Consider the following 21,131-nt stretch of genomic DNA (forward strand, 5'->3'; position numbering starts at 1 on the left):
TCGGAAGAGCGGATCCGACAACAGGGGATAGATCATGCGAAAGATGCCTTCCAGACTCTTGTGTGGTGTAGCCGCCGCGCTCTGCCTCGGCGTCATCGCTGGCCAGGCCGCGGCCCAGGTCAGTGACGACGTCGTCAAGATCGGTGTGCTGACCGACATGTCCGGCCAATATTCCGACCTTAACGGGCCAGGCTCGCTGCTGGCGGCGCAGATGGCGGCAGCGGACTTCGGCGGCAGGGTTCTGGGCAAGCCGATCGAAATCATCGGCGCCGACCATCTTCAGAAGGCGGACGTCGGCGTCGGCATTGCCCGGCGCTGGATCGAGAACGAGAAGGTCGACGCGATCTCAGACGTCACCAACAGCGCCATCGCGCTTGCGGTACAGCAGTTGACGCGCGAGACCAGCCGCGTGGCGCTGTTCGCGTCGCCCGGCACGACGGATTTGACCGGCAAGCAGTGTTCGCCCACCGGCTTTCACTGGGTCTACGACAATTATTCAAACGCGGTCGGACCGCTGAAGGCGCTGATCGACAAGGGCAACGACACGTTCTTCATCGTTACCGCCGATTTCGCCTTCGGGCATTCGCTAGAGAAGATCGCGACTGAGGCGATCAAGGCCAATGGCGGCAAGGTTTTGGGCAACGTTCGCCATCCCTTCGGCGCAGCCGATCTCTCGTCGTTCCTGCTGCCGGCGCAGGCATCGAAGGCGAAGGTCATCCTGCTCGCCACCGCCGGCAAGGATATGACGACGGCGATCAAGCAGGCCAACGAGTTCGGCATCATCGCGGGCGGGCAGGCGATCGCCGCGCCGGTCGTGTTCATTACCGATGTCAACGCTCTCGGCCTGCCGACCGCGCAGGGTATTTCGTTTGTCGAGGGTTTCTACTGGGACCAGAACGACGAGACGCGCGCCTTCGCCAAGCGCTTCTTCGAAACCCGCAAGGCCATGCCGACGTCGGTGCAGGCCGGCGTCTATTCCTCGATCACTCACTATCTCAAGGCGATCCAGGCCGCGGGTACCGATGAGGCCAAGGCCGTAGCCGCCAAGATGCGCGAACTGCCGGTCAACGACTTCTTCGCCAAGGACGGCAAGGTGCGCGAGGACGGCCGCATGGTCCACAACATGCTGCTGGTCCAGGTCAAGAAACCTTCCGAATCGAAGCAGCCATGGGACTACTATAATGTTTTGGCGACCGTTCCCGGCGAGCAGGCCTTCCAGTCTCTTGCCCAAAGCGAATGTCCGCTCGTCAAGAAGTGAGGCAAGGTCCCGGCGGCGACGGCCGCCGCCGGGACCTTACTTCCGCGATAAAAAAGGGAGAGAATCGCGATGAAGAAGACTGCGACGCGATCGTCGCTGAGGGAGGCCGCGGCAACGGTGGTTGTGCCGGCCCGCTTCTCGGCCGACGCCGCGCCGGCCGAGGGAAGTGATGACCTCGGTCACAGGTTGAAGCGCGTGCGGATCGACAAGGGGTGGACGCTGAAAGAGGTCAGCGAGCGCGCCGGCGTCGCGCGCTCGACCCTGTCGAAGATCGAGAACGGCCAGATGTCGCCGACCTACGACGTGCTGCAGAAGATCACGCGCGGCGTCGATCTCGACATCGTCGAGCTGTTCGATCAGCGTCGCCAGAATGCGCCGTTCGGCCGCCGCAGCGTCACGCGCAGCGGCGAGGGCAAGCCGCACCGCACCGACACCTATGATTACGAGGTGCTGGCGACCGACCTTTCGCAAAAGCATATCCTGCCTTTCAAGGCGCGGATCAGGGCGCGCAGCCTTGACGAGTTCCCCGGCTGGGTGCGCCACGAGGGCGAGGAGTTCCTGTGCGTTTTGTCCGGCTCTGTCCAGGTCTTCACGGAATTCTACGCTCCCGTTACGCTCGGGGTCGGCGACAGCACCTATTTCGACAGCAAGATGGGCCACGCCATCGTGTCGCTCAGCAAGGAGGATGCCGAGGTGATCTGGATATGCACCGGCATTACCGCACTCTCATGATCTTGTAGGACAGGAACAATACCGATGCTGCGCAGCTACTCCGCTGCCGACGTCCATGCCGCGCTCGGCTATCCCGAGCTGATCGAGGCATTGCGCGAGGCTTTCAAGCGCGACGGCGAGCCGATGCCGTTGCGGCAGGCCTATGAAGTCGGCGTCGATGGAGCGCCGGCCCGTCTGCTGACGATGCCGGCCTGGATCCGCGGCGAAGCCGTCGGCGTCAAGCTCGTCACGGTGTTTCCGCAGAATGCCGAGCGCGGGCTTGGTGCGGTGTCCTCGCTTTATTTCCTGCTCGACGGCCAGACCGGCCAGCCGCGCGCGACGATCGACGGCGAGGCGCTGACCAACCGCCGCACGGCCGCTGCGTCAGCGCTCGCTTCCGGCTATCTGTCGCGCGCGGACAGCCGCACGCTGCTGATCGTCGGAACCGGCCATGTTGCGCGTCATCTCGCCGCCGCTCACCGCGCCGTGCGTCCGATCGAGAAAGTGATGGTATGGGGACGCAATCCGGAGCGTGCGCGGGCCCTGGCTGACACGCTTGTCCGGCAGGGCGCGAATGCAGTTTCGGTGACCGACCTTGACGCGGCCTTGCCGCAGGCCGACATCGTGAGCTGCGCCACGACCTCGACCGAGCCTCTGGTCAAAGGCGGGCTGCTGCGGCCAGGAACCCATCTCGACCTGGTCGGCGCCTTCACGCCGCAGATGCGAGAAAGCGATGACGCGGCTATTTCGCGCAGCCGCGTCTTCGTCGACACCTATCCTGGCGCGCTCGCCGAAGCGGGAGATTTGCTGCTGCCCATCGCCGCCGGAACCTGGAGCGCCGACAAGGTCTGCGGCGATCTCCATGAACTGACAAATGGCACCAAAGCCGGCCGCCTTGACCGGGACGACATCACCCTGTTCAAATCGGTGGGCGCGGCGATCGAGGATCTTGCGGCCGCGAGCCTGCTGGTGAACGAGGCCAATCCGAACTCACGCGCGCAGCCTCCCGAGTGAGGGCGTGCGGCAACGAGGCCTGACTATGTCGACGCAGGAAAAGCCTGGCTTCTGTACGCTGTGCCGCTCCCGCTGCGGCACGATCAATGTCGTCGAGAATGACCGGCTCGTCGCGGTGCGGCCGAACCCGGCGCACCCAACTGGCAAGGCGCTATGCCCAAAGGGCAGGGCCGCGCCGGAGATCGCGCATTCGGCCCGCCGCCTGAAGACACCATTGCGACGCACCGCGCCGAAGGGCGCCGCCGATCCCGCCTTCGTGCCGATTTCCTGGGACGAGGCGCTGAGCGAGATCGCCGAGCGGCTGGGGCGCTACCGGGAAGAGAGCGGGCCGGAATCGGTCGCGTTCGCAGTAACCTCCGGCTCTTCGTCGTCGACATCAGACAGCCTCGACTGGATCCAGCGCTTCATCCGCGGCTTCGGCAGCCCGAACAATTGCTTCTCCACCGAGATCTGCAACTGGCACAAGGACCACGCCCACGCCTTCACCTTCGGGTGCGGCTTGCCTACGGCGGATTATCGCAATTCCGAACTGATCCTGCTCTGGGGCCACAACCCCGCCAATGTCTGGCTTGCCCAGGCGGAAGCAATCAGCGCCGCGCGGGCGAGGGGGGCCAGGCTTGCGGTGATCGATCCGCGCCGGACCGGCTCGGCGCGCGATGCCGATCTGTGGCTGCGTATCCGCCCGGGCACGGATGCGGCGCTGGCGCTCGGTCTTGCGCGCTGGCTCATCGTCAACCGTGCCTACGACACCGAGTTCGTGCGGCACTGGACCAATGCAACCTTCTTGATCCGCGACGACAACGGCTGCTTCTTGCGCGCCGGCGATATCGGTCTTGAAGGCGACGGCTTTCTGGTCTGGGATGCGGTCGCGGGCAAAGCAGTGCCGGCCGAGGGCGGGCTTGCGACAGCCGCGCTCCAAGGATGCTTCGATGTCGTCGGCGTCGAAGGCCCGATCGCCTGCCGCACTGGTTTCGATCACTATGTCGCGGCAGCCGAACCCTACGATCCCGCGACGGTCGAGCGCATCACTGGCATCCCGGCGGCGCAAGTTGAGGAACTCGCGGCCACGATCTCGAAGGTATCATCGGTCAGCTATCACGGCTGGACCGGGCTCGGACAGCACAGCAATGCCTCGCAGACCGAACGCGCGGTCGCAACGCTCTATGCGTTGACCGGCCATTTCGATGCGCCGGGCGGCAATGTCAGGATGCCGAGCCTTCCGGTGCCGTCGCTGCATTCCATGGCGATGATCCCGCCGGAGACGCGCGCACGGACGCTCGGGCTATCAGAGCGGCCGCTTGGGCCGCCGGCCGACGGCTGGATCACCTCCAGCGATTTCTACGACGCGGCGCTGACCGGGAAGCCTTACCGCGTGCGCGCGCTGTTCGCGTTCGGCTCCAATTTGCTGGTCTCGCATCCGGCGCCGGAGCGCGGACGCGAGGCACTGAAGGCGCTCGATTTTCAGGTCCATTGCGATCTGTTCCTGAATCCGACAGCCGAGATGGCTGATATCGTGCTGCCGGTATCGAGCCCGTGGGAGCATGAGGCATTGCGCCTCGGCTTCGAAATCTCGCCCGAGGCGCAGGAATTGGTGCAGCTCCGTCCGCAGATGATTCCGCGGCAGGGCGAGGCCCGTTCGGATATGTGGATCGTCTTCCAGCTCGCCAAGCGGCTCGGCATGAGCGAACTGTTCTTTGGCGGCGATGTCGAGAAGGGGTTTGAGCATCTGCTCGCCCCGCTCGGTCTCGATCTCGAAACGCTGCGGGCGAAACCCGAAGGCATTCGCGTGCCGCTGAAGCATATCAATCGCAAATACCAGACGACCGGCTTCGCCACGCAGACCGGCAAGGCCGAGCTCTATTCGGAACTGCTGCATCGCCATGGCTATCCGGCGGTACCGCGTTTCGTCGAGCCGGCCGAGCGCCGCGATGAAGCGTTTCCGCTGACGCTGTTTTCCGCCAATAGCGGTTATTTCTGCCACAGCCAGCATCGCGGCATCAATGCGCTGCGCCGCAAGCGCGCCGAGCCGACCGCCGAGATCCATCCCGAACTCGCCCGCCGCAAGAATATCCTGGAGGGCGACTGGATGTTGGTACGCAGCCGCATCGGCACGATCCGGATCCGCGCCGCTTTCAACGACGGGCTCGCGCAGGATGTGGTGGCGAGCGATTATGGCTGGTGGCAACCTGCGCCGGATCTCGGCCTGCCGGGCTATCTGCCGGACGAGACACGGCCGGTCGGCGCCAGTTTCAACGCGATCATCTCGGAACACGGGCGCGATCCGCTCAGCGGATCGCTGGCGCTGCGCTCCTTTGCCTGCGACGTCGAGCGTGACGAAACCATCGCCTGGCAGGGCTGGCGCTCCTTCGTTGTCGCGGAACGCCGCGAGGAATGTGCCGATGTGGTGGGGCTGACATTACGGCCAGTCGACGGTGGGACACTTCCGGCATTCCGGCCAGGCCAGTATGTCGGCGTCCGGATTGGCGAGGCGATCCGCTCCTATTCGCTCACCGGGGCAGCGATCGCGGCGCCCGATGCCTATCGCATCGGTGTCAGGCACATCGATGGCGGGCAGGTGTCGACGGCGATCAGGCACGATCTCGCACCTGATGACATCGTCGAATTGCAGTCACCGAAAGGTGGCTTCGTGCTGCCGTTGCGCAACGAGTTTCCGGTCGTCTTGATTGCCGGGGGCATCGGCATCACGCCATTCCTGTCCTATCTCGAAACGCTCGAGGGTGTCGCCGAGGAGCCGCGCGTCACGCTGCATTATGGCTGCCGGGATGGCGCAAGCCGCCCGTTCCATCATCGGCTCGAAGCGCTGCGGCAGCGGCTGCCGAATCTCACGCTGGTCACGCATCTGAGCCGCCCACGGAGCGGCGACCGTTTTGATCGGCTGGGCCGGTTCAGCGTCGCGGATATCGACCCGGAATTGCTGCGCCAGCGCGCGCGCTTCTACATGTGCGCGTCGGATGCGATGATGGAAGAGGTCGCCGCAGGCCTGCAGGCGCTCGGCGTACCGGCCTTCGAGATTTTCAAGGAGCGCTTCCGCTCGCCCCCGCCGCCCGCGCTCGATGGCCTGATGTCGCGCCAGATCCATTTTGCCCGCTCGGGACGCACATTGAACTGGTCGCCGCAGGCGCCGCTGGCCAGCATTCTCGCGGTGGCCGAAAGCGCGGGCATTGCGATTCCGAGCGGCTGCCGTGTCGGCCAATGCGAGAGCTGCGCCGTGCCGTTAAAGACCGGCGAGGTTCGCCATCTCGTCGATTGTTCGGAGTTGGATGAGGGGCATTGCCTGACATGTCAGGCCGTTCCACTTTCCGATCTCGTCATCGACGCATGACTGCAAGACCGACGCCTGCGATCATCAGCCCATCCCTTAGCTGATTGAGCAAGTTGCTCGCCAATCCTGCGATTTTGTGGGGTCTTCAAGGCCGATGCGCCGCCTCGCTCCCGGTCGATTGCGCCATACACCACCATACACGGACCAGCCGGGCTCGAGCGCGGGTCTCCCCGCAATAAAATCCCTGCACCCGGCCCCCTTTCATCAAAGCGACACATATGTCATTATAGAAATACAAATGATCGAAGCCGGGTTTTGAAGCCGGCTCACTGGACCGCTGAGGGAGGATCACCCGTGAAGAAGATGGCATTCATTGCGGCTTTGTTCGGGGTTTTGGCGTTGGCCGCGCCCGCTCAGGCGGCGCGTGTCGAGGTGCAATGGTGGCACGCCATGAGCGGCGTACTGGGCGAACGGCTCAGCGAACTGGTCGAGAAATTCAACACATCGCAGGATAAATATACCGTCGTGGCGGTCGCCAAAGGCAATTACGACGAAGTGACCAATGGCGTGATCGCGGCCTATCGTGCCAAGCGGCCGCCGGAAATGGTGCAGATCGCCGAACGTGGCTACATGACCATGTTGCTGTCGGGCGCCGTGGTGCCAGTGCAGGAACTTCTGGACCAGAAGGGCTACAAGGTCGACTTCTCCGACTTCATCAAGCCGGTGGCGAGTTTCTGGAGCTACAAGGGCCGCATGTCGGCGATGCCCTTCAACTCCTCGACGCCGATCTTCTGGTACAACAAGGACCACTTCCAGAAAGCCGGCTTCGACAAGCCGGCTGCAACCTGGCAGGAGCTGGAGACACAGCTCTACGCCATCAAGGCCAAGGGCGTCAGTGAGTGTGGCACGGTGCTGCCGGGCGACTTCTTCTGGAGCCTGCTGGAAAACTACAGCGCCATCAACAACCAGCCCTACGGAACGCTTGCCAACGGCTTCGACGGACTCGGGACCGAATTCGTCTACAACAAGACCAAGGTAGTATCGCAAGTAACGCGTTTGAAAAAATGGCTCGATGATGGCGTCATGCAGATCGCCGGCCAGGGCTTTAGCCCGGAACAATTGTTCACCTCCGGACGCTGCTCGACCTTCGTCAATTCGACCGCGTCGCACGGCAATATCGAACGCAACGCCAAGATCAACTGGAGCGCCACCTTCCTGCCGCACGAGAGCGATATCAATCCTCCGCTCAACAGCACCATTGGCGGTGGCGCCATCTGGGTGATGAAGGGGCACACGCCGGAACGTTACGACGCGGTCGCGGCCTTCCTCGATTTCGTTGCCCAGGCGGAGACGCAAGTGTGGTGGCATGGCGTGACCGGATATGTCCCGGCGACCAACAAGGCCTATGCGCTGGCGCGCGAGCGCGGCTACTATAAGGATCATCCGACACGCGAGATCGCGGTGCTGCAACTCTCGCGCGGTACACCCAACGACAATTCGCGCGGCTTCCGCTTTGGCAATTTCGTGCAGACGATGCTGGCGCAGCGCAGCGAGGTGGAAGCGGTGTTCACCGGCCAGAAGCAGCCGCAGCAGGCGATGGACGATGCCGTCAAGCGCGGCAACGAGATCCTGCGCCAGTTCGAGAAGCTCAACGCCGGAAAAGGCACCGAGTGGGCCCCCGAAGCGAAATGAAGGCAAGTAGCCCGATCGCAACTTCGCCGATCTGGCCGGAAGCGCCGGCAGACCGACCTTCCGGCTTGACCAGATCGCAGCACAAGTCGCCCGGCGAACCTGCCGCCGGGCGTAGTGTAGCGACGGAACGGGCCGGTAAGGCGCGGGCGCCCAAGCGTGGCCAGCCTGATCGGGAACCCGGACTGAAGCGAGCGAATTTCGGCCGCGGCGCCGGCCTGCCGACGCTATTGCTGCTGCCGCAGGTGTTGATCCTGCTGTTCTTCTTCTTCATCCCGTCGCTGCGGGCGCTGACGCAGTCCGTCCTGTTGAGCGATCCGTTCGGCACCACCGTCCATTTCGTGTGGTTCGACAACTTCAAGACGCTGTTTGCGAGCGGCGAGTATCGCCAATCGCTCGTGACGACGGCCTGGTTCACGGTGGCGCAGAACGTGATTACGCTGGCGATTGCCGTCGTTCTGGCATTCGCCACCGACCGGGTGGTGCGCGCGCGGTCGGTGTACCGGACGCTCATCCTGCTGCCCTATGCGATCGCGCCCGCGATCGCCGGCATCCTGTGGGCGTTCCTGTTCAACCCGGTCGTTGGCCCGCTCGCACACATGTTGCACGCGCTCGGGATTTCCTGGGATCCCAATCGCAATCCGAACGACGCGCTGTGGCTGGTGATCATGGCGGCGTCATGGAAGCACATCTGCTACGACTACATCTTCCTGGTGGTCGGCCTGCTGGCGGTGCCGGTCTCGCTGATGGAAGCCGCCGCCGTCGACGGCGCCGGGCCGATACGGCGGTTCTTTCTCATCGCGCTGCCGATGCTCGGACCGACCATCTTCTTTCTCGCCGTGATGAATTTTATCTACGGCTTCTTCGAAACCTTCGCGATCATCGATGCCGTCACCCATGGCGGGCCGGCCGGCGCGACCAACATCCTGGTCTACAAGGTCTTCGTCGATGGTTTCATCAACCTCGACCTCGGCTCCTCGGCGGCGCAGTCGGTGCTGTTGATGACCTTCGCGCTGATATGCACGCTGCTGCAATTCCGCTATTTCGACCACAAGGTCAATTACGGGGTCTGACCGCATGGTGGAGCGCGCACCCATCCTCGATATGATCTGCCACGCGATCCTGATCGCCGGCGCGATGTTGGTGTGCGTGCCGCTCTACTTCGCGTTCGTCGCGGGCTCGCTGACGATCGCCGAGGTGCAGAAGGTGCCGCTGCCGTGGCTGCCGGGCGACCAGTTTCTTGCCAATCTGCAGACGGCTTGGGTCAAGGCCGACTTCAGCCGCAGCTTTCTCAATTCCATTGTGGTGGCACTCGGCATCACTGCCGGAAAGATCGTGGTGTCCTTGCTCTCCGCCTTCGCCATCACCTATTTCCGCTTCCGTTACCGGATGCTGGCGTTCTGGCTGATCTTCATGTCGCTGATGCTGCCGATCGAGGTGCGGATCGTGCCGACGTTCGAGGCGGTGGCCAACGCCGCGTTGCCGCTGCAGTGGCTCGCCGACCTGCTGCATGTCGCCGATCTCTGGAAATGGGTCAGTGGCCACGATGTGACGATCGCGCTGGAATGGAACATGGTCAACACCTATCCGGGGCTGATCCTGCCGCTGATCGCGTCCGCCACGGCGACCTTCCTGTTCCGGCAGTTCTTCCTCACCGTGCCGGATGAGTTGTGCGAGGCGGCAAGGCTCGATGGTGCGTCGCCGCTGCGATTCTTCTGGAGTATCCTGCTGCCGCTGTCGGTCTCGAACATCGTCGCGCTCGCGATCATCCTGTTCCTGTTCGGCTGGAACCAGTATCTGTGGCCGCTGCTGTTCACCACCGACAAGGACATGGCGACCGCCGTGATCGCGCTGAAGAATCTGATCCCGCGCGCCGACAGCGAGCCGGCCTGGAACATCGCCATGAGCGGCGCGCTGCTCGCGATGCTGCCGCCGACGCTGGTGATTCTGCTGTTGCAGCGCTGGTTCCTCAAAGGGCTCGTTGACAGCAGTAAATAGGGGACCCATCATGGTTTTTATCGCCGGACACCGCGGCGCCCGCGACCTTTGGCCGGAGAACAGCCTGCTCGGCTTTCGCAATCTGCTTGGACTTGGCGTTGACGCGGTCGAGTTCGATATTCATCAGAGCGTCGATGGTTCGCTGGTCGTCATCCACGATCCGCTGCTCGATCGCACCGCGCATGACACCGGGCCGGTCGGCGTTCGGACGCTGAAACAATTGACCGCCATCCGTCTGCGCGAGGCCGGCGAAGAATGCATCCCGACGCTCGATGCCGTGCTCGACGTGTACCGCGACTCACCGCTCGAGCTTCACATCGAAATCAAGACCGACGCCTTCGGCAATCCCTATCCGGGAATCGAAGGGCGGCTCATCGAGGCGGTCAAGCGGCGTGGGCTGGAACAGCGCGCGGTACTCACCTGCTTTGTCCCTGACGTTATCGCAACGTTGCGGAGACTGTCGCCGCAGGCGCGGGTGCTGGCCTCGCTGGACCGCAGGTCGGCGGAAATGATGGGCGGCATCTCGCCGGCGTTCGACCGTCTCGCCGCGATACCCGATTGCATCGTGGCGGTCGAGAAGTCGCTGCTGACGCTGACCCTGCCGCTGGCGCTGAAAGTCTTCGGTCGCGAACGGCTCGGTGCCTGGGTGACGAACGAGCCGCAGGATATCGCCCACTGGCTCGCCCAGCCGGTGCGGCAGATCACCACCGATCGGCCCGATCTCGCCGTGAATATCAGGCGCGAACTGACGTCCAAGTCTGTGCCGTCATGAGCGGCATCACGATCCCGCGCCGGCGATTCCTCGCAGGCTCACTGGCCAGTGCCGCGATGGCCGCGCCATTCGGGATCGTGCGCGGTGCGCCGGTGGCGTTCAACGCGGACCCATACACGCTCGGCCTGGCCTCCGGCTGCCCGCGCGAGGACCGCGTCATTTTGTGGACGCGGCTCGCGCCCCGACCGCTCGAGGAGGGCGGCATGCCGCCTGCGCCGGTCGAGGTCGAGTGGCAAGTCGCCGAGGATGAAGGATTTGCGCGCATCGCCACCAAGGGCGTCGTGCAGGCGAGGGCGGAACTGGCGCATTCGGTGCATGCCGAGGCAACAGGCCTGCGGCCGGGTCGCGTCTACTGGTACCGGTTTCGCGCCGGTGCTGCGGTGAGCCCGGTCGGGCGTACCCGCACCGCGCCGGCCGCGGGCAACAGCCGCTTCCGCTTCGCCTTTGCCTCCTGCCAACAGTACGAGCAGGGCTATTTCGCAGCTTATCGCGACATGGCGGCGCGCGATCTCGATCTGGTCGTGCATCTCGGCGATTACATCTACGAGAAGTCCTGGGGGGCACGCCACGTCCGCCAGCACGGGGTCGGGATTCCAACCACGCTTTCCGAATTCCGCAATCGCTACGCGCTGTACAAATCCGACGCTGACCTGCAGGCCGCCCACGCAGCCTTCCCGTGGCTATCGATCTGGGACGACCATGAGGTGGCGGATGATTACGCCAATGACCGCTCCTACACGACGCGCGATCCGGAGCAGTTCATGAAAGTCCGCGCTGCCGCCTATCAGGCCTATTACGAGCATATGCCGTTGCCGCGATCCGCCCGCCCGCTTGGACCGAATGCGACCATCTACGAGCATTATCGTTTCGGCGACATGCTGGACTTCATGCTGCTCGACGACCGGCAGTATCGCGACGCGCCCGCCTGCGTGAAGGGAGGGCGCCCGACCACGGTGCCGGACTGTCCGGAACGAACCGAGGAGGAGCGCTCCATGCTCGGGCGGCCGCAGGAACAGTGGCTCGACGCACGATTGCGCGACAGCCGCGGGCGCTGGACCGTCGTGGCGCAGCAGACTCTGATGGCCGAGAGCAAACGCAAGGCGGACGACGGCAACCGCTTCTGGATGGATGGCTGGGACGGCTATCCCAATGCCCGCCGCCGGCTGCTCGATTCGATCGTATCGCACAAATTGCGCAACCCGGTCGTGATCGGCGGCGACCGCCACGCTTACTTTGCCGCCGACCTCAAGCGCGATTACTCGCAGCCGCATGAAGCGACCATTGCGACCGAATTCGTCGGCACCTCGATATCTTCCGAGGGGCCGAGCGAGAGCAGCCTGGCCAGGGCGCTCGCCGACAATCCGGCCCTGACCTATGCGCGGGGGGACAAGCGTGGCTATGCGACCGTCGAACTCGATGCGCGATCGTGCACGGTCGGCTTCGAGGCGCTCGACGACGTCAAGGACGTGAACAGCGGTGTGCGCCGGCTCGCGACCTTCGTGGTCGAGGATGGGGCGCCCGGCGTGAAGGCAGCCTGATGTCGATATCCGCCAGGACGGATTTGATGGCGTTGATGCGCGGCGCCGAGCCGGTGGTGGCGGAGGCGGCTGCGACGCTGGTCGCGATGCAGCGCGCGCCGCTTGCGACCGCACGCAAGGAGCTACGTGATATCGTCACCGACGCCGACCTTGCCGCGGAAAGGATCGTGATCGATGGATTGAGGTCGCTGACACCAGGGGCGGCAATCCTGTCGGAGGAGCGAGGCTTCAGCGGCAACACAAGCGGACCGCGCTGGATCGTCGACCCGCTCGACGGCACCGTGAACTACGCTTCCGGGCTGCCGTGGTATTCGGTCAGTGCGGCCTACCATGATGGCGATGAGGCGCTGGTCGGCCTGGTTCAATCGCCGCTGGCCGATGTCAGCGCCCGCTACGTGCAGGGCGCGCTCGCCACCGTGAACGGCGAACCCGTGCGGGTGTCGAGCACGCGGTCGCTTTCCGATGCGGTGGTATCGGTGATCCTGACCTCGCATTACCAACCCGACGAGGTGCGCGCTGCCGCTGCCATCATCGAGCGGCTCGGCTCGGCGGTTCGCGGCGTCCGCATCGTGGTCTCGGGCGCGCTCGAGATGACATGGATCGCGGCCGGCCGGCTCGACGCCTTCGTGTCGATCAAAGCCGATCTCGTCTCGCACGCGGCGGCGATGCCGCTGGTGCGCGCAGCGGGCGGATGCGTGACCACGATTGCGGGCGAGGCTTCGCAGTTTGACGATTTGCAAAAGATCGCTTCAAATGGTCACGTTCATGACGAGCTTTTGCGGTTGCTCGAGGAGATTGCGCTTTGAGTGACCAGACCATCCTGCGGGTCGCCTGGCTCTATTACATGGAGAACCTGACCCAGGCCGAAATCGGCGAGCGGCTGGGACTGACGCGGGCGCGCGTCAACCGCATGCTCTCGGAGGCACGGCACAGCGGCATCGTGAGTATCCGGCTGAACTCGGCGTTCGCAAGCTGCACCGAGCTCGAACATCAGTTGCGGCAGCAATGCGGGCTCGACGACGCGGTGGTGATCCCGAGCCCGGAAAATCCCGAACTGGTGGCAAGCCTGATCGGAATGGCGGCGGGCGCCTATCTGACGAAATTCCTGGAAGAGAAGAAACCACGCACCATCGGCATCGGCTGGGGTGCGACCTTGCGCGAAACCATCCGCCACGTGACACCCGCGGAATATCCGGATCTCTGGATCGTCTCGATGATGGGCGGGCTCTCGCGCGGGCTCGAACTCAACACTTTCGAGATCGCAGGCGAGTTGGCGCGGCGGCTGCATGCCAAGTGCAGCTATCTGGCGGCCCCGATCTATGCCAGCAGCCGGCGCTCGCGCGACACCTTCATGGCACAGGAGGTCTATGCGGAAGTGTTGGACCGCGTCGAGCGGATCGATCTTGCGCTGCTCAGCATGGGCGACCTCTCGCCGCGTTCGCTCCTGGTGCGGCACGGGCTGCCGCCCGATGTCGGCATCGAGGATCTGCGCGCCGCCGGCGCGGTCGGTGACGTGCTCGGCCAATATCTCGAGCAGTCTGGCCGGCAGATCAACCACGGCATCAATTCGCGCGCCATCGCCTTGCCGATCGAGAAGCTGGCACGGGCGCCGACCGTGATGCTGATCGCGGGCGGGACCAACAAGGTACCGGTCATCGCGGCGGCGCTGCAGGGGCGGATCGGCAAGGTGCTGGTGACGGATGAGAAGGCCGCCGCCGGCGCGCTCAAGCTGATCGGCAAGCGGCGGATGGGCTGAGCGATCTGGTTCGACAAGTCGCGAATTTGAATCCGGTCGCGCAAGACCACGCGGCGCCGCGAGTTTCTGCAGCTGCGCGCGCCGTCGCTGGAACGGTGTAAGGCAGGGGATCCAGCCGCGGCTTCTCGGTTCTATCATCGGCGCCTCTGGAATACTTGGGTCACCCGCATGCGTGGGTGACGACAACTGAATATGTGGCCGCGTTCTCGCGGCGCATTGCGCCCGAGCTTTGCCAGTAACTTCCCGCCCTCTGCAAATAGAGGGCGCAGGGAATGCCGGATGCGCGCTGCACCCGCGGTCCCGTGTGCGGTTAGTGCTAAGTAGGCTGCACACGAGCATACAGGGCAGCGGAGAACATCCGACATTCCCTGCGCAATGGCTTTACGGCTTATGACGCGCTCTCCCCGGTGAGACGGCCTCTATTGCCACCGTCGCCTCGCAGATCGCTCCGCAAGACTTGACGCCGTTACGGGCGCCAGGACCACACGCTTTTGCCGTACGCTTCAGCCGCGACCGTCCATCGCAACTGTTACGTCCACCGCAACCCGCCCCTCGTCGTGACGACGGCCGACGCCCCTCTGAGTGGGACGGGATAACGCAAACTCGTAGAGATGATTTGCCCGACGGCGAAAGCGAAATATTTTTTATTTCGGGGCTTGACAGAAATTCCGTAAATCAGAAGTGATTTGCCCGTCGGGTCGTTTTGTCGCAGGCGGGTCGCAACAGCGCCAACGCCATTTTGCGGGACGATCTGCTTATAAAGTGAAGCAAGAACCGCGCGGACAGATCCGGAAAGGCTGTGCCGCGAGCCGAGTCCAGTTTATTGCGGCGTAATGCCGGCATCCTTGATGATACGGCCCCATCTGTCGATTTCGCTCTTGAGGAGAGCTTCGAGCGCTGCGGGCGTCGCGCGTTCCGGCTCGACCGGCGCCATGCTGAGTTCGGCGAAGCGGTTGACCAGGGGCGGGTCCTTGAGCGCCTTTTGCAGGGCGTCGACGAGCGCATCAACGATCGGCTTCGGCGTATTGCGTGGTGCATACAGCCCGTACCAGGTGGTGACGTCGAACTTCGGCACCCCGGCTTCCGCCGATGTCGGCACATTCGGCAGGGTCGGCACACGTTTCTTGCTGGTAATGGCGTAGCCGGGGATGGTGCCGGCCTGAATGTAGGGCGTAGGTCCGGTTGCCGGATCGCAATAGACGTCGATGTGACCGGCGATGATATCGTTCAGCGCGGGACCACCACCCTTGTAGTAGATCGGTGTGAGCTTGGCTTCGATGGCATTCATGAACATCAGCCCGCACAGATGGGACGCGGAGCCGAGGCCGACATTGCCATAGGTGACCTTGTCGCCCTCGGCGCGCACATGGGCGACGAGTTCCTTCAGGTCCTTGGCCGGAAAATTCGCACGCGCCACCAGGATCATCGGCACGTCGGTGACGAGACCGATCGGCGCAAAGTCGCCAACGGGGTCGAACGGCAGCTTGGCGTAAAGCGCCGGCGCGGTCGCCTGACCGACATGCATCAGCAGGAGGGTGTAACCGTCAGGCGAGGCTTTGGCGACGCGATTGGTGCCGAGGGTGCCGCCGGCGCCGACGACGTTCTCGATGACGAGCGACTGCTTCAGCGTCGCGCTCATCGACGTTCCGAGCAGGCGGGCGATGACGTCGCCCGGCCCGCCGGCCGAGAAGGGAACGACCAGCGTGATCGGCCGGCTCGGAAATTCCTGTGCGAATGCCGGCAGCACCGGCGACAGCAACAGCATCAGAAGAACGCGCCTTACAAACCTCATGGCAACTTCCTATCGGCCTTGTGGCCCTTTGAAACGGCTCGGTCGAAACAGCGTTGGGTCATTCATCCGCGGTCGCCTTCTCGTTCGACGCGGATGATTGCTCGATCATGCTGAGCGCGGCCACGGCCGCCGCGTTGATGTGATCGACGCAGCATTTCTCGGCGAGATCGGGATCGCCGCTCTGGATGGCGCGCCAGATCGCGGTGACCTCGCGCAGGCTCTTGTTGATGCGTTTGGGCTGCGACATCGAGGTAATTCGCAGCAGCGTGATCCGGTCGTGCAGCGGCCTGAGCATGCGTTCGATGAACGCGTTCTGACAGCCGCCGATCAGCGCCGCATAAAACTCGGTCTTGGCTTCGAGCGCCGTTATCAGGTCAGAGTCGGCGAACGCTGCCTTCAACTTGGCCAGAGCGTCCCCGATCCGGCGGACGACGGCGGGGTCGTGCAGGCGCGCGCATTCTCGTCCGGCAAATCCTTCGAGGACGGCGCGGGCCGCGTAGAGCTGCTTTGCCTCCTCAAGACTGATGGTGCTGACGACCGGGCCGCGGTGCGGGACCGTATTGACCAGACCATCGGCTTCCAGCAACCGGAGCGCTTCGCGAATGGACGGCCGGCTTACGCCCGTCATCTCGCAAAGCTCCCGTTCGACCAGGCGCTGGCCCGGCTTCAGCTTTCCGGACATGATCGCCTCGCGCAGCTTCTGGGCGACCATCGACCGGACGGTCGGAACGTCCTCGATCCGGAGCGTGGATTGCAATTCACCGCGTTTGTCCATTGTCTACCGCCTTCGCACCGGCATTGGTTCAATAGCGATTTACGGGCAGAATCATCATCTCCGCAATCTGAACATGCGGCGGCTGGTCAAGCGCAAACACGACCGACCGGGCAATATCGGCCGGATCGAGCGCCATCTTGAACTGCTCAAAGTAGTCCTTTTCCTTCTCCCGGTCGCCGCGATAGCGGGTGAGGATGATGTTGGTCCGGGTCAAGCCGGGCTGCATTTCGGTCACCCGGATCGCCGTTTCCGCGAGCTCGCCCCGGAGCGTTTCGGTGAACATGTGTACGCCCGCCTTGCTGGCGCTGTAGGCCGCCATGTCGGGGACGATGCGTACGGCATTGATCGAGCTGATGTTGACGATATGCCCCGAATTGCGCCTGACCATCTCGGGCAGCAGGCTGCGGGTCACCCGCATCAGGCCGATCAGATTGGTCTGGATGATCCCGGACCAATCGTCCGCTGAGCCTACGTCGAAGCGGGTCCGGCCGCCGATGTCGTGGCCGGCATTGTTGACGAGAATGTCGATCGGCTTGAAGGCATCCGGGATGAGGTCGGGCAGGCGGTCCACGGCCTTGGTGTCGGTAATATCGAGCTCGATCGGGAATGTGCTATCGCCCATCTCGGCGGCGAACTCGCGAAGCGAGGCCGGATCGCGGTCGGCGAGCACGACCCGTCGTCCGCTTTCGACCAGCGCCTTCGTAATGGCACGACCCATGCCACCGGCCGCTCCGGTCACCACGGCATTTCGGCTCGATGCTTCAGCCATTGCAGATCTCCTTGGTGGGACAGCCGATGATGTTCATGCGACGGACCAGCCTCCATCGATCGGCAGGGTGGCCCCCGTGATATCCTGGGCGGCCTGACTGCACAGGAAGACCGCCATCGCGCCTACGCCTTCCATGGCGACAAACCGCCCGGTCGGCTGCCGGCTCGCCAGATAGTCGCTGGTGGTCTCGTCGATGCTGCGGCCTTCGCTGGCGGCGATCCCTGCGATTTTTCCCTGGATGGCCGGCGTCGGCAGCGTGCCCGGGCAGAGCGCGTTGCAGGTTATTCCGCTCCTGGTCGTTTCGATTGCGACGGCGCGGGTCATGCCGACGATAGCCGTTTTGGTGGTCACGTAATCGATGCGGTCCGCCACGGCACGGGTCGAATAGATCGACGCCATGTTGATGATGCGGCCCCATTTCCGTTGCTTCATCCCGGGCAATGCGAGACGGATCAGGTGAAACGGGGCCGACAGATTGACCGCCAGCGCTTCGTCCCATCGTTCCGGCGGGAAGTTTTCGACCGGTGAAAAATGCCGTACCACCGCATTGTTCACCAGGATATCGACCGCGCCGATGCGGCCGAGCAGGCTGGCCATGGCAATTTCTATGGCGGTGCGCTGTGCGAGGTCGGCTGCGATGCTGATTACCTCGACGCCGAATTGCGCGCGCAGACGATCCCGCGTCTGCGCCGGTTCGGTCAGATCGTGCAGGACAATATTGGCTCCAGCGCCGGCCAGGCTTTCGGCCACGGCGAGGCCCAAGCCCGCCGTCGCCCCGGTCACGAGAGCCCATTTGCCCTTCAACATCGTCGCAAGCCCCGGTTACTTCTTGTCCAGTTCGGCAAACACTTCCTTGGCGTTACGGAAAGCGTCCACGCCGGCCGGCACGCCGCAATAGATCGCGACCTGCATGAACACCTCGCGTATCTCCTCGCGCGTGGCGCCGTTGGTCAGGGCGCCGCGCACGTGGGTTTTGAGTTCTTGCGGCCGATTGAGCGCGCACAGCATCGCAAGGTTGAGGAAGCTGCGGGTCTTGTGCGTGAGGCCGTCGCGGCCCCAGACATAGCCCCAGCAGTATTCCGTCGTGAGGTCCTGCATCGGTCGGTTGAAGTCATCGGCCGATGCGATCGCCTTGTCGACGAACTCGTTCCCCAGAACGTTCTTTCGGATCTGGAGGCCTCGATCGTAGGTTGCCTTGTCCATGTCGGTATCCAATCCTCTGCTAGTTTTTCGGCCAGAACGGCTGAGACAGCGCCAGTTGCGGCGGGAATACCGTGACCGGTACGCCGGATTGCCACTGCACGATGGTCATCCCGGCACCGACGCGGCGGCCCTTTTCGTCGAACTTGATTTCGCCGAGCGGGTAATATTTCGAAGGACCGGCATCCATGGTGCGCAGCGCGTCGGCGACCGCCACGCGGTCTGCCTTGCGGGCTTTCTCGAGTGCGTCCTTGATCACCCACATGTCGCCATAGGTGGAGATCGCGTTCTGCGTCATCCATGGTTCCTTGTACTTCGTCTTCAACTCGGCGATCAGGGCCTCGTGACCCTTGGCGCCCCAGCTGGCGACACAGGTGAGCAGGCCCTGCAGCAATTCCGGACTTACGGTCTGCAGCATGTCGGGTTCGGCGATCGCGATGCCGAACGAGATGGTTGGAATCTTGCCTTGTCCGAGGCCGAACTCGTTCATCTTCTCGAGCAGCAGTTTTGCGTCTGAAATCACCGTCGGCAGGAAGAACAGAAGATCAGGTTTGGCCGACCGGATTTTCTGAACCAGCGGGGTGGCGTCGGCGAGCGGCGGCGTGAAGGTTTCATCCACGATCAGCTGCAGGCCGTTCTCGGCGAGCAGGCCGTCGCGCATCGCTTTTGCGGAGGATACCGACGCCGCGGTATTGTCGGTGATGATCGCGACCGTTTTCGGTTTCTTGCCGGAAGCAGTTTCCGCCAGCTTCACGATCTGCGGCAAAGCCTGTCTCGCCTGCGATCCCGCCGTTGCCGAAGTCTGGAACACATATTTGAAGCCGCGATCGGTGATCAGGTCGGAGTAGGAGAGGGTGAGAACCGGCAGATTGGCCCGCTCCGTGACCTCCGTGACCGCAAGCGTGAATGAACTTAAATAGGCTCCGCTCGCAGCCACCATGTCGGTTTCCTGTGCGACCATCCGCTGCGCGGCGTTCTTGGCCTTCTCAGTGGTATCGCCGGAATCGAGCACGACCAGCTTGAGCTTGGCGCCGCCGAGCGACTTGATGCCGCCCTGCGCATTGATGTGCTCCACCCCCATCTCGGCGCCGTGGCGCATCACGGCTCCCGGGCGTGCATAGAGGCCCGAAATCGGCACCAGCAATCCGACTTTCACTTCGGACGCTTGCTGTGCCCACACGCGGGTCGAGATCAGGCCGGCGGATGCGCCGGCAAGCAGGCTGCGCCGCGTTAATGCGGTCTGTGCAATTTTTGTCATGACTATTCCTCCCTGAAATTTTTGAGATGCGTTGCAGTCAAGATTTCTTCGGCCAGAACGGGGACGCTTGAGCGAGGTCGGAGGGGAACACGGTGACGGGTACGCCATTCTGCCACTGCACGATGACGACGCCGGCACCGACACGGCGGCCCTTTTCGTCGAACTTCAACTGGCCGCCGGGATAGTATTTCGCTGGTCCGTCATCCAGGGTGCGGAACGCATCGGCGACGGCGAGGCGGTTGGCCTTGCCGGCCTTTTCAAGCGCAGCCTTCATCAGCCACATGTCGCCATAGGTCGAGATGACGTTCTGCGTCGCCCAGGGCTCCTTGTACTTGGCCTTGAGCTCGGCGATGATGTCCTCATGTCCCTTGCAGCCCCAGTTGGCGACGATCGTCATAATGCCCTGGACGACTTCCGGGGTGACGCTCTGCAGCATGTCCGGCTCGGCAATGGTGATGCTGAAGGACACGGTCGGAATCTTGCCCTGTCCGAGGCCGAACTCGTTGATCTTCTCCAGGCCGAGCTTGGCGTCGGAGATCGCGTTCGGCATGAACAGCAGCAGGTCGGGCCTCGCCGACCTGACCTTCTGGATCAGCGGTGTGGCGTCGGAAAGCGGAGGTGTCCAGACCTCCTCGACCACGAGCTGAAGGCCTTCCTGCGCGAACAGTTTCTCCTTCAGCGCCTTGGCGGTTGCGACCGAGGTTGCCGTATTGTCCATCAGCATCGCGACCGTCTTCGGCCGCTTGCCGGCGGCCTTTTCTGCGAGCTTCATCAGTTCGGGTAGACCGAGTTGCGATTGCACACTGGCGGGCGCGGCGGTCTGGAAAATGAACTTGAAGCCGCGATCGGTCAGCAGGTCCGAATAGGACAGCGTCAGGACAGGCAGTTCGGCGCGTTCGGTGACTTCAGTCACCGCCAGCGTGAAGGAGCTGAGATAGGAGCCGGTTGCGGCAACCAGATCGGGCTCCTGCGCCACCATGCGCTGCGCCGCGTTCTTGGCCTTTTCGGTAGTGTCGCCGCAATCGATCACGACGAGCTTCATCTTGGCGCCGCCGAGCGATTTGATGCCGCCTTGCGCGTTGATGTGCTCGATGCCCATCTCGGCGCCCATGCGCATCACCTGGCCCGGACGGGTATAGATGCCGGATAGCGGCACGATCAGGCCGACCTTGACCTCGGCCGGCGCTTGCGCGCGCGCCACCGTCGACAGGCCGATCGCCGCCGCGCCTGACAGCACGGTTCGCCGTGTCAGCGACGTCTTCGAGACCTTGTCCGCTACGTTGTCCTTAACCTTGTCCTGGCCCATTTTCGTCCTTCC

At 63.7% G+C, this 21,131-nt stretch carries 18 protein-coding genes; 11 read left to right on the forward strand and 7 right to left on the reverse strand.

Features of this window, described 5'->3' with window-relative positions; genetic code table 11:
- Nucleotides 1-34: 34 nt before the first annotated feature.
- From JQ575_RS07000 to JQ575_RS07050, 11 genes are all read left to right on the forward strand, one after another.
- Nucleotides 35-1,258, forward strand: a complete 1,224-nt coding sequence (locus JQ575_RS07000) for an ABC transporter substrate-binding protein (protein ID WP_212032495.1) — start codon at nucleotides 35-37, stop codon at nucleotides 1,256-1,258.
- A 69-nt stretch (nucleotides 1,259-1,327) separates the two neighbouring features.
- A complete protein-coding gene (locus JQ575_RS07005) occupies nucleotides 1,328-1,990 on the forward strand; it encodes a helix-turn-helix domain-containing protein (protein ID WP_212032496.1) in 663 nt (220 codons plus the stop codon).
- Between the two features lie 24 nt (nucleotides 1,991-2,014).
- Nucleotides 2,015-2,983, forward strand: coding sequence for an ornithine cyclodeaminase family protein (locus JQ575_RS07010; protein ID WP_312015895.1), 969 nt, complete (start codon nucleotides 2,015-2,017; stop codon nucleotides 2,981-2,983).
- Between the two features lie 25 nt (nucleotides 2,984-3,008).
- Entirely contained in the window at nucleotides 3,009-6,326 is a 3,318-nt protein-coding gene (locus JQ575_RS07015) for a molybdopterin-dependent oxidoreductase (RefSeq protein ID WP_212032497.1), read from the forward strand.
- Between the two features lie 303 nt (nucleotides 6,327-6,629).
- A complete protein-coding gene (locus JQ575_RS07020) occupies nucleotides 6,630-7,958 on the forward strand; it encodes an extracellular solute-binding protein (RefSeq protein WP_212032614.1) in 1,329 nt (442 codons plus the stop codon).
- Nucleotides 7,955-9,028, forward strand: coding sequence for an ABC transporter permease subunit (locus JQ575_RS07025; protein WP_212032498.1), 1,074 nt, complete (start codon nucleotides 7,955-7,957; stop codon nucleotides 9,026-9,028). Before JQ575_RS07020 ends, JQ575_RS07025 begins: the two co-directional genes overlap by 4 nt.
- A 4-nt stretch (nucleotides 9,029-9,032) precedes the next feature.
- Nucleotides 9,033-9,953 (forward strand): ABC transporter permease subunit, encoded by a 921-nt coding sequence (locus tag JQ575_RS07030; RefSeq protein ID WP_212032499.1) that lies wholly within the window; start codon nucleotides 9,033-9,035, stop codon nucleotides 9,951-9,953.
- 10 nt (nucleotides 9,954-9,963) lie between these two features.
- Complete coding sequence (locus JQ575_RS07035; protein ID WP_212032500.1) at nucleotides 9,964-10,725, forward strand: glycerophosphodiester phosphodiesterase family protein; 762 nt, start codon at nucleotides 9,964-9,966, stop codon at nucleotides 10,723-10,725.
- Nucleotides 10,722-12,263 carry an alkaline phosphatase gene (locus JQ575_RS07040; protein ID WP_212032501.1) on the forward strand — a complete coding sequence of 514 codons (1,542 nt, stop codon included), beginning with the start codon at nucleotides 10,722-10,724 and terminating at the stop codon, nucleotides 12,261-12,263. Before JQ575_RS07035 ends, JQ575_RS07040 begins: the two co-directional genes overlap by 4 nt.
- A complete protein-coding gene (locus tag JQ575_RS07045) occupies nucleotides 12,263-13,069 on the forward strand; it encodes an inositol monophosphatase (RefSeq protein ID WP_212032502.1) in 807 nt (268 codons plus the stop codon). Before JQ575_RS07040 ends, JQ575_RS07045 begins: the two co-directional genes overlap by 1 nt.
- A complete protein-coding gene (locus tag JQ575_RS07050) occupies nucleotides 13,066-14,019 on the forward strand; it encodes a sugar-binding transcriptional regulator (RefSeq protein WP_212032503.1) in 954 nt (317 codons plus the stop codon). Before JQ575_RS07045 ends, JQ575_RS07050 begins: the two co-directional genes overlap by 4 nt.
- Nucleotides 14,020-14,839: 820 nt before the next feature.
- Here JQ575_RS07050 and JQ575_RS07055 read toward each other — a convergent pair.
- Genes JQ575_RS07055 through JQ575_RS07085 form a run of 7 tightly spaced genes read right to left on the reverse strand, consistent with a single transcriptional unit; the run spans nucleotide 14,840 to nucleotide 21,119 of the window.
- A complete protein-coding gene (locus JQ575_RS07055) occupies nucleotides 14,840-15,811 on the reverse strand; it encodes a tripartite tricarboxylate transporter substrate-binding protein (protein ID WP_212032504.1) in 972 nt (323 codons plus the stop codon).
- Nucleotides 15,812-15,869: 58 nt separating this feature from the next.
- A complete protein-coding gene (locus tag JQ575_RS07060) occupies nucleotides 15,870-16,586 on the reverse strand; it encodes a GntR family transcriptional regulator (protein WP_212032505.1) in 717 nt (238 codons plus the stop codon).
- Between the two features lie 28 nt (nucleotides 16,587-16,614).
- Nucleotides 16,615-17,355 carry an SDR family oxidoreductase gene (locus JQ575_RS07065; protein WP_212032506.1) on the reverse strand — a complete coding sequence of 247 codons (741 nt, stop codon included), beginning with the start codon at nucleotides 17,353-17,355 and terminating at the stop codon, nucleotides 16,615-16,617.
- Between the two features lie 33 nt (nucleotides 17,356-17,388).
- Entirely contained in the window at nucleotides 17,389-18,162 is a 774-nt protein-coding gene (locus JQ575_RS07070) for a 3-hydroxybutyrate dehydrogenase (RefSeq protein WP_249166484.1), read from the reverse strand.
- 15 nt (nucleotides 18,163-18,177) lie between these two features.
- Nucleotides 18,178-18,558, reverse strand: coding sequence for a carboxymuconolactone decarboxylase family protein (locus JQ575_RS07075; RefSeq protein ID WP_212032507.1), 381 nt, complete (start codon nucleotides 18,556-18,558; stop codon nucleotides 18,178-18,180).
- A gap of 19 nt (nucleotides 18,559-18,577) precedes the next feature.
- Nucleotides 18,578-19,813 (reverse strand): ABC transporter substrate-binding protein, encoded by a 1,236-nt coding sequence (locus tag JQ575_RS07080; protein WP_212032508.1) that lies wholly within the window; start codon nucleotides 19,811-19,813, stop codon nucleotides 18,578-18,580.
- Nucleotides 19,814-19,850: 37 nt separating this feature from the next.
- Complete coding sequence (locus JQ575_RS07085) at nucleotides 19,851-21,119, reverse strand: ABC transporter substrate-binding protein (RefSeq protein ID WP_212032509.1); 1,269 nt, start codon at nucleotides 21,117-21,119, stop codon at nucleotides 19,851-19,853.
- Nucleotides 21,120-21,131 lie beyond the last annotated feature (12 nt).

It is taken from the genome of Bradyrhizobium sp. JYMT SZCCT0428 (genome assembly GCF_018131075.1).
In the GTDB taxonomy this organism is placed as follows: Bacteria; Pseudomonadota; Alphaproteobacteria; order Rhizobiales; family Xanthobacteraceae; genus Bradyrhizobium.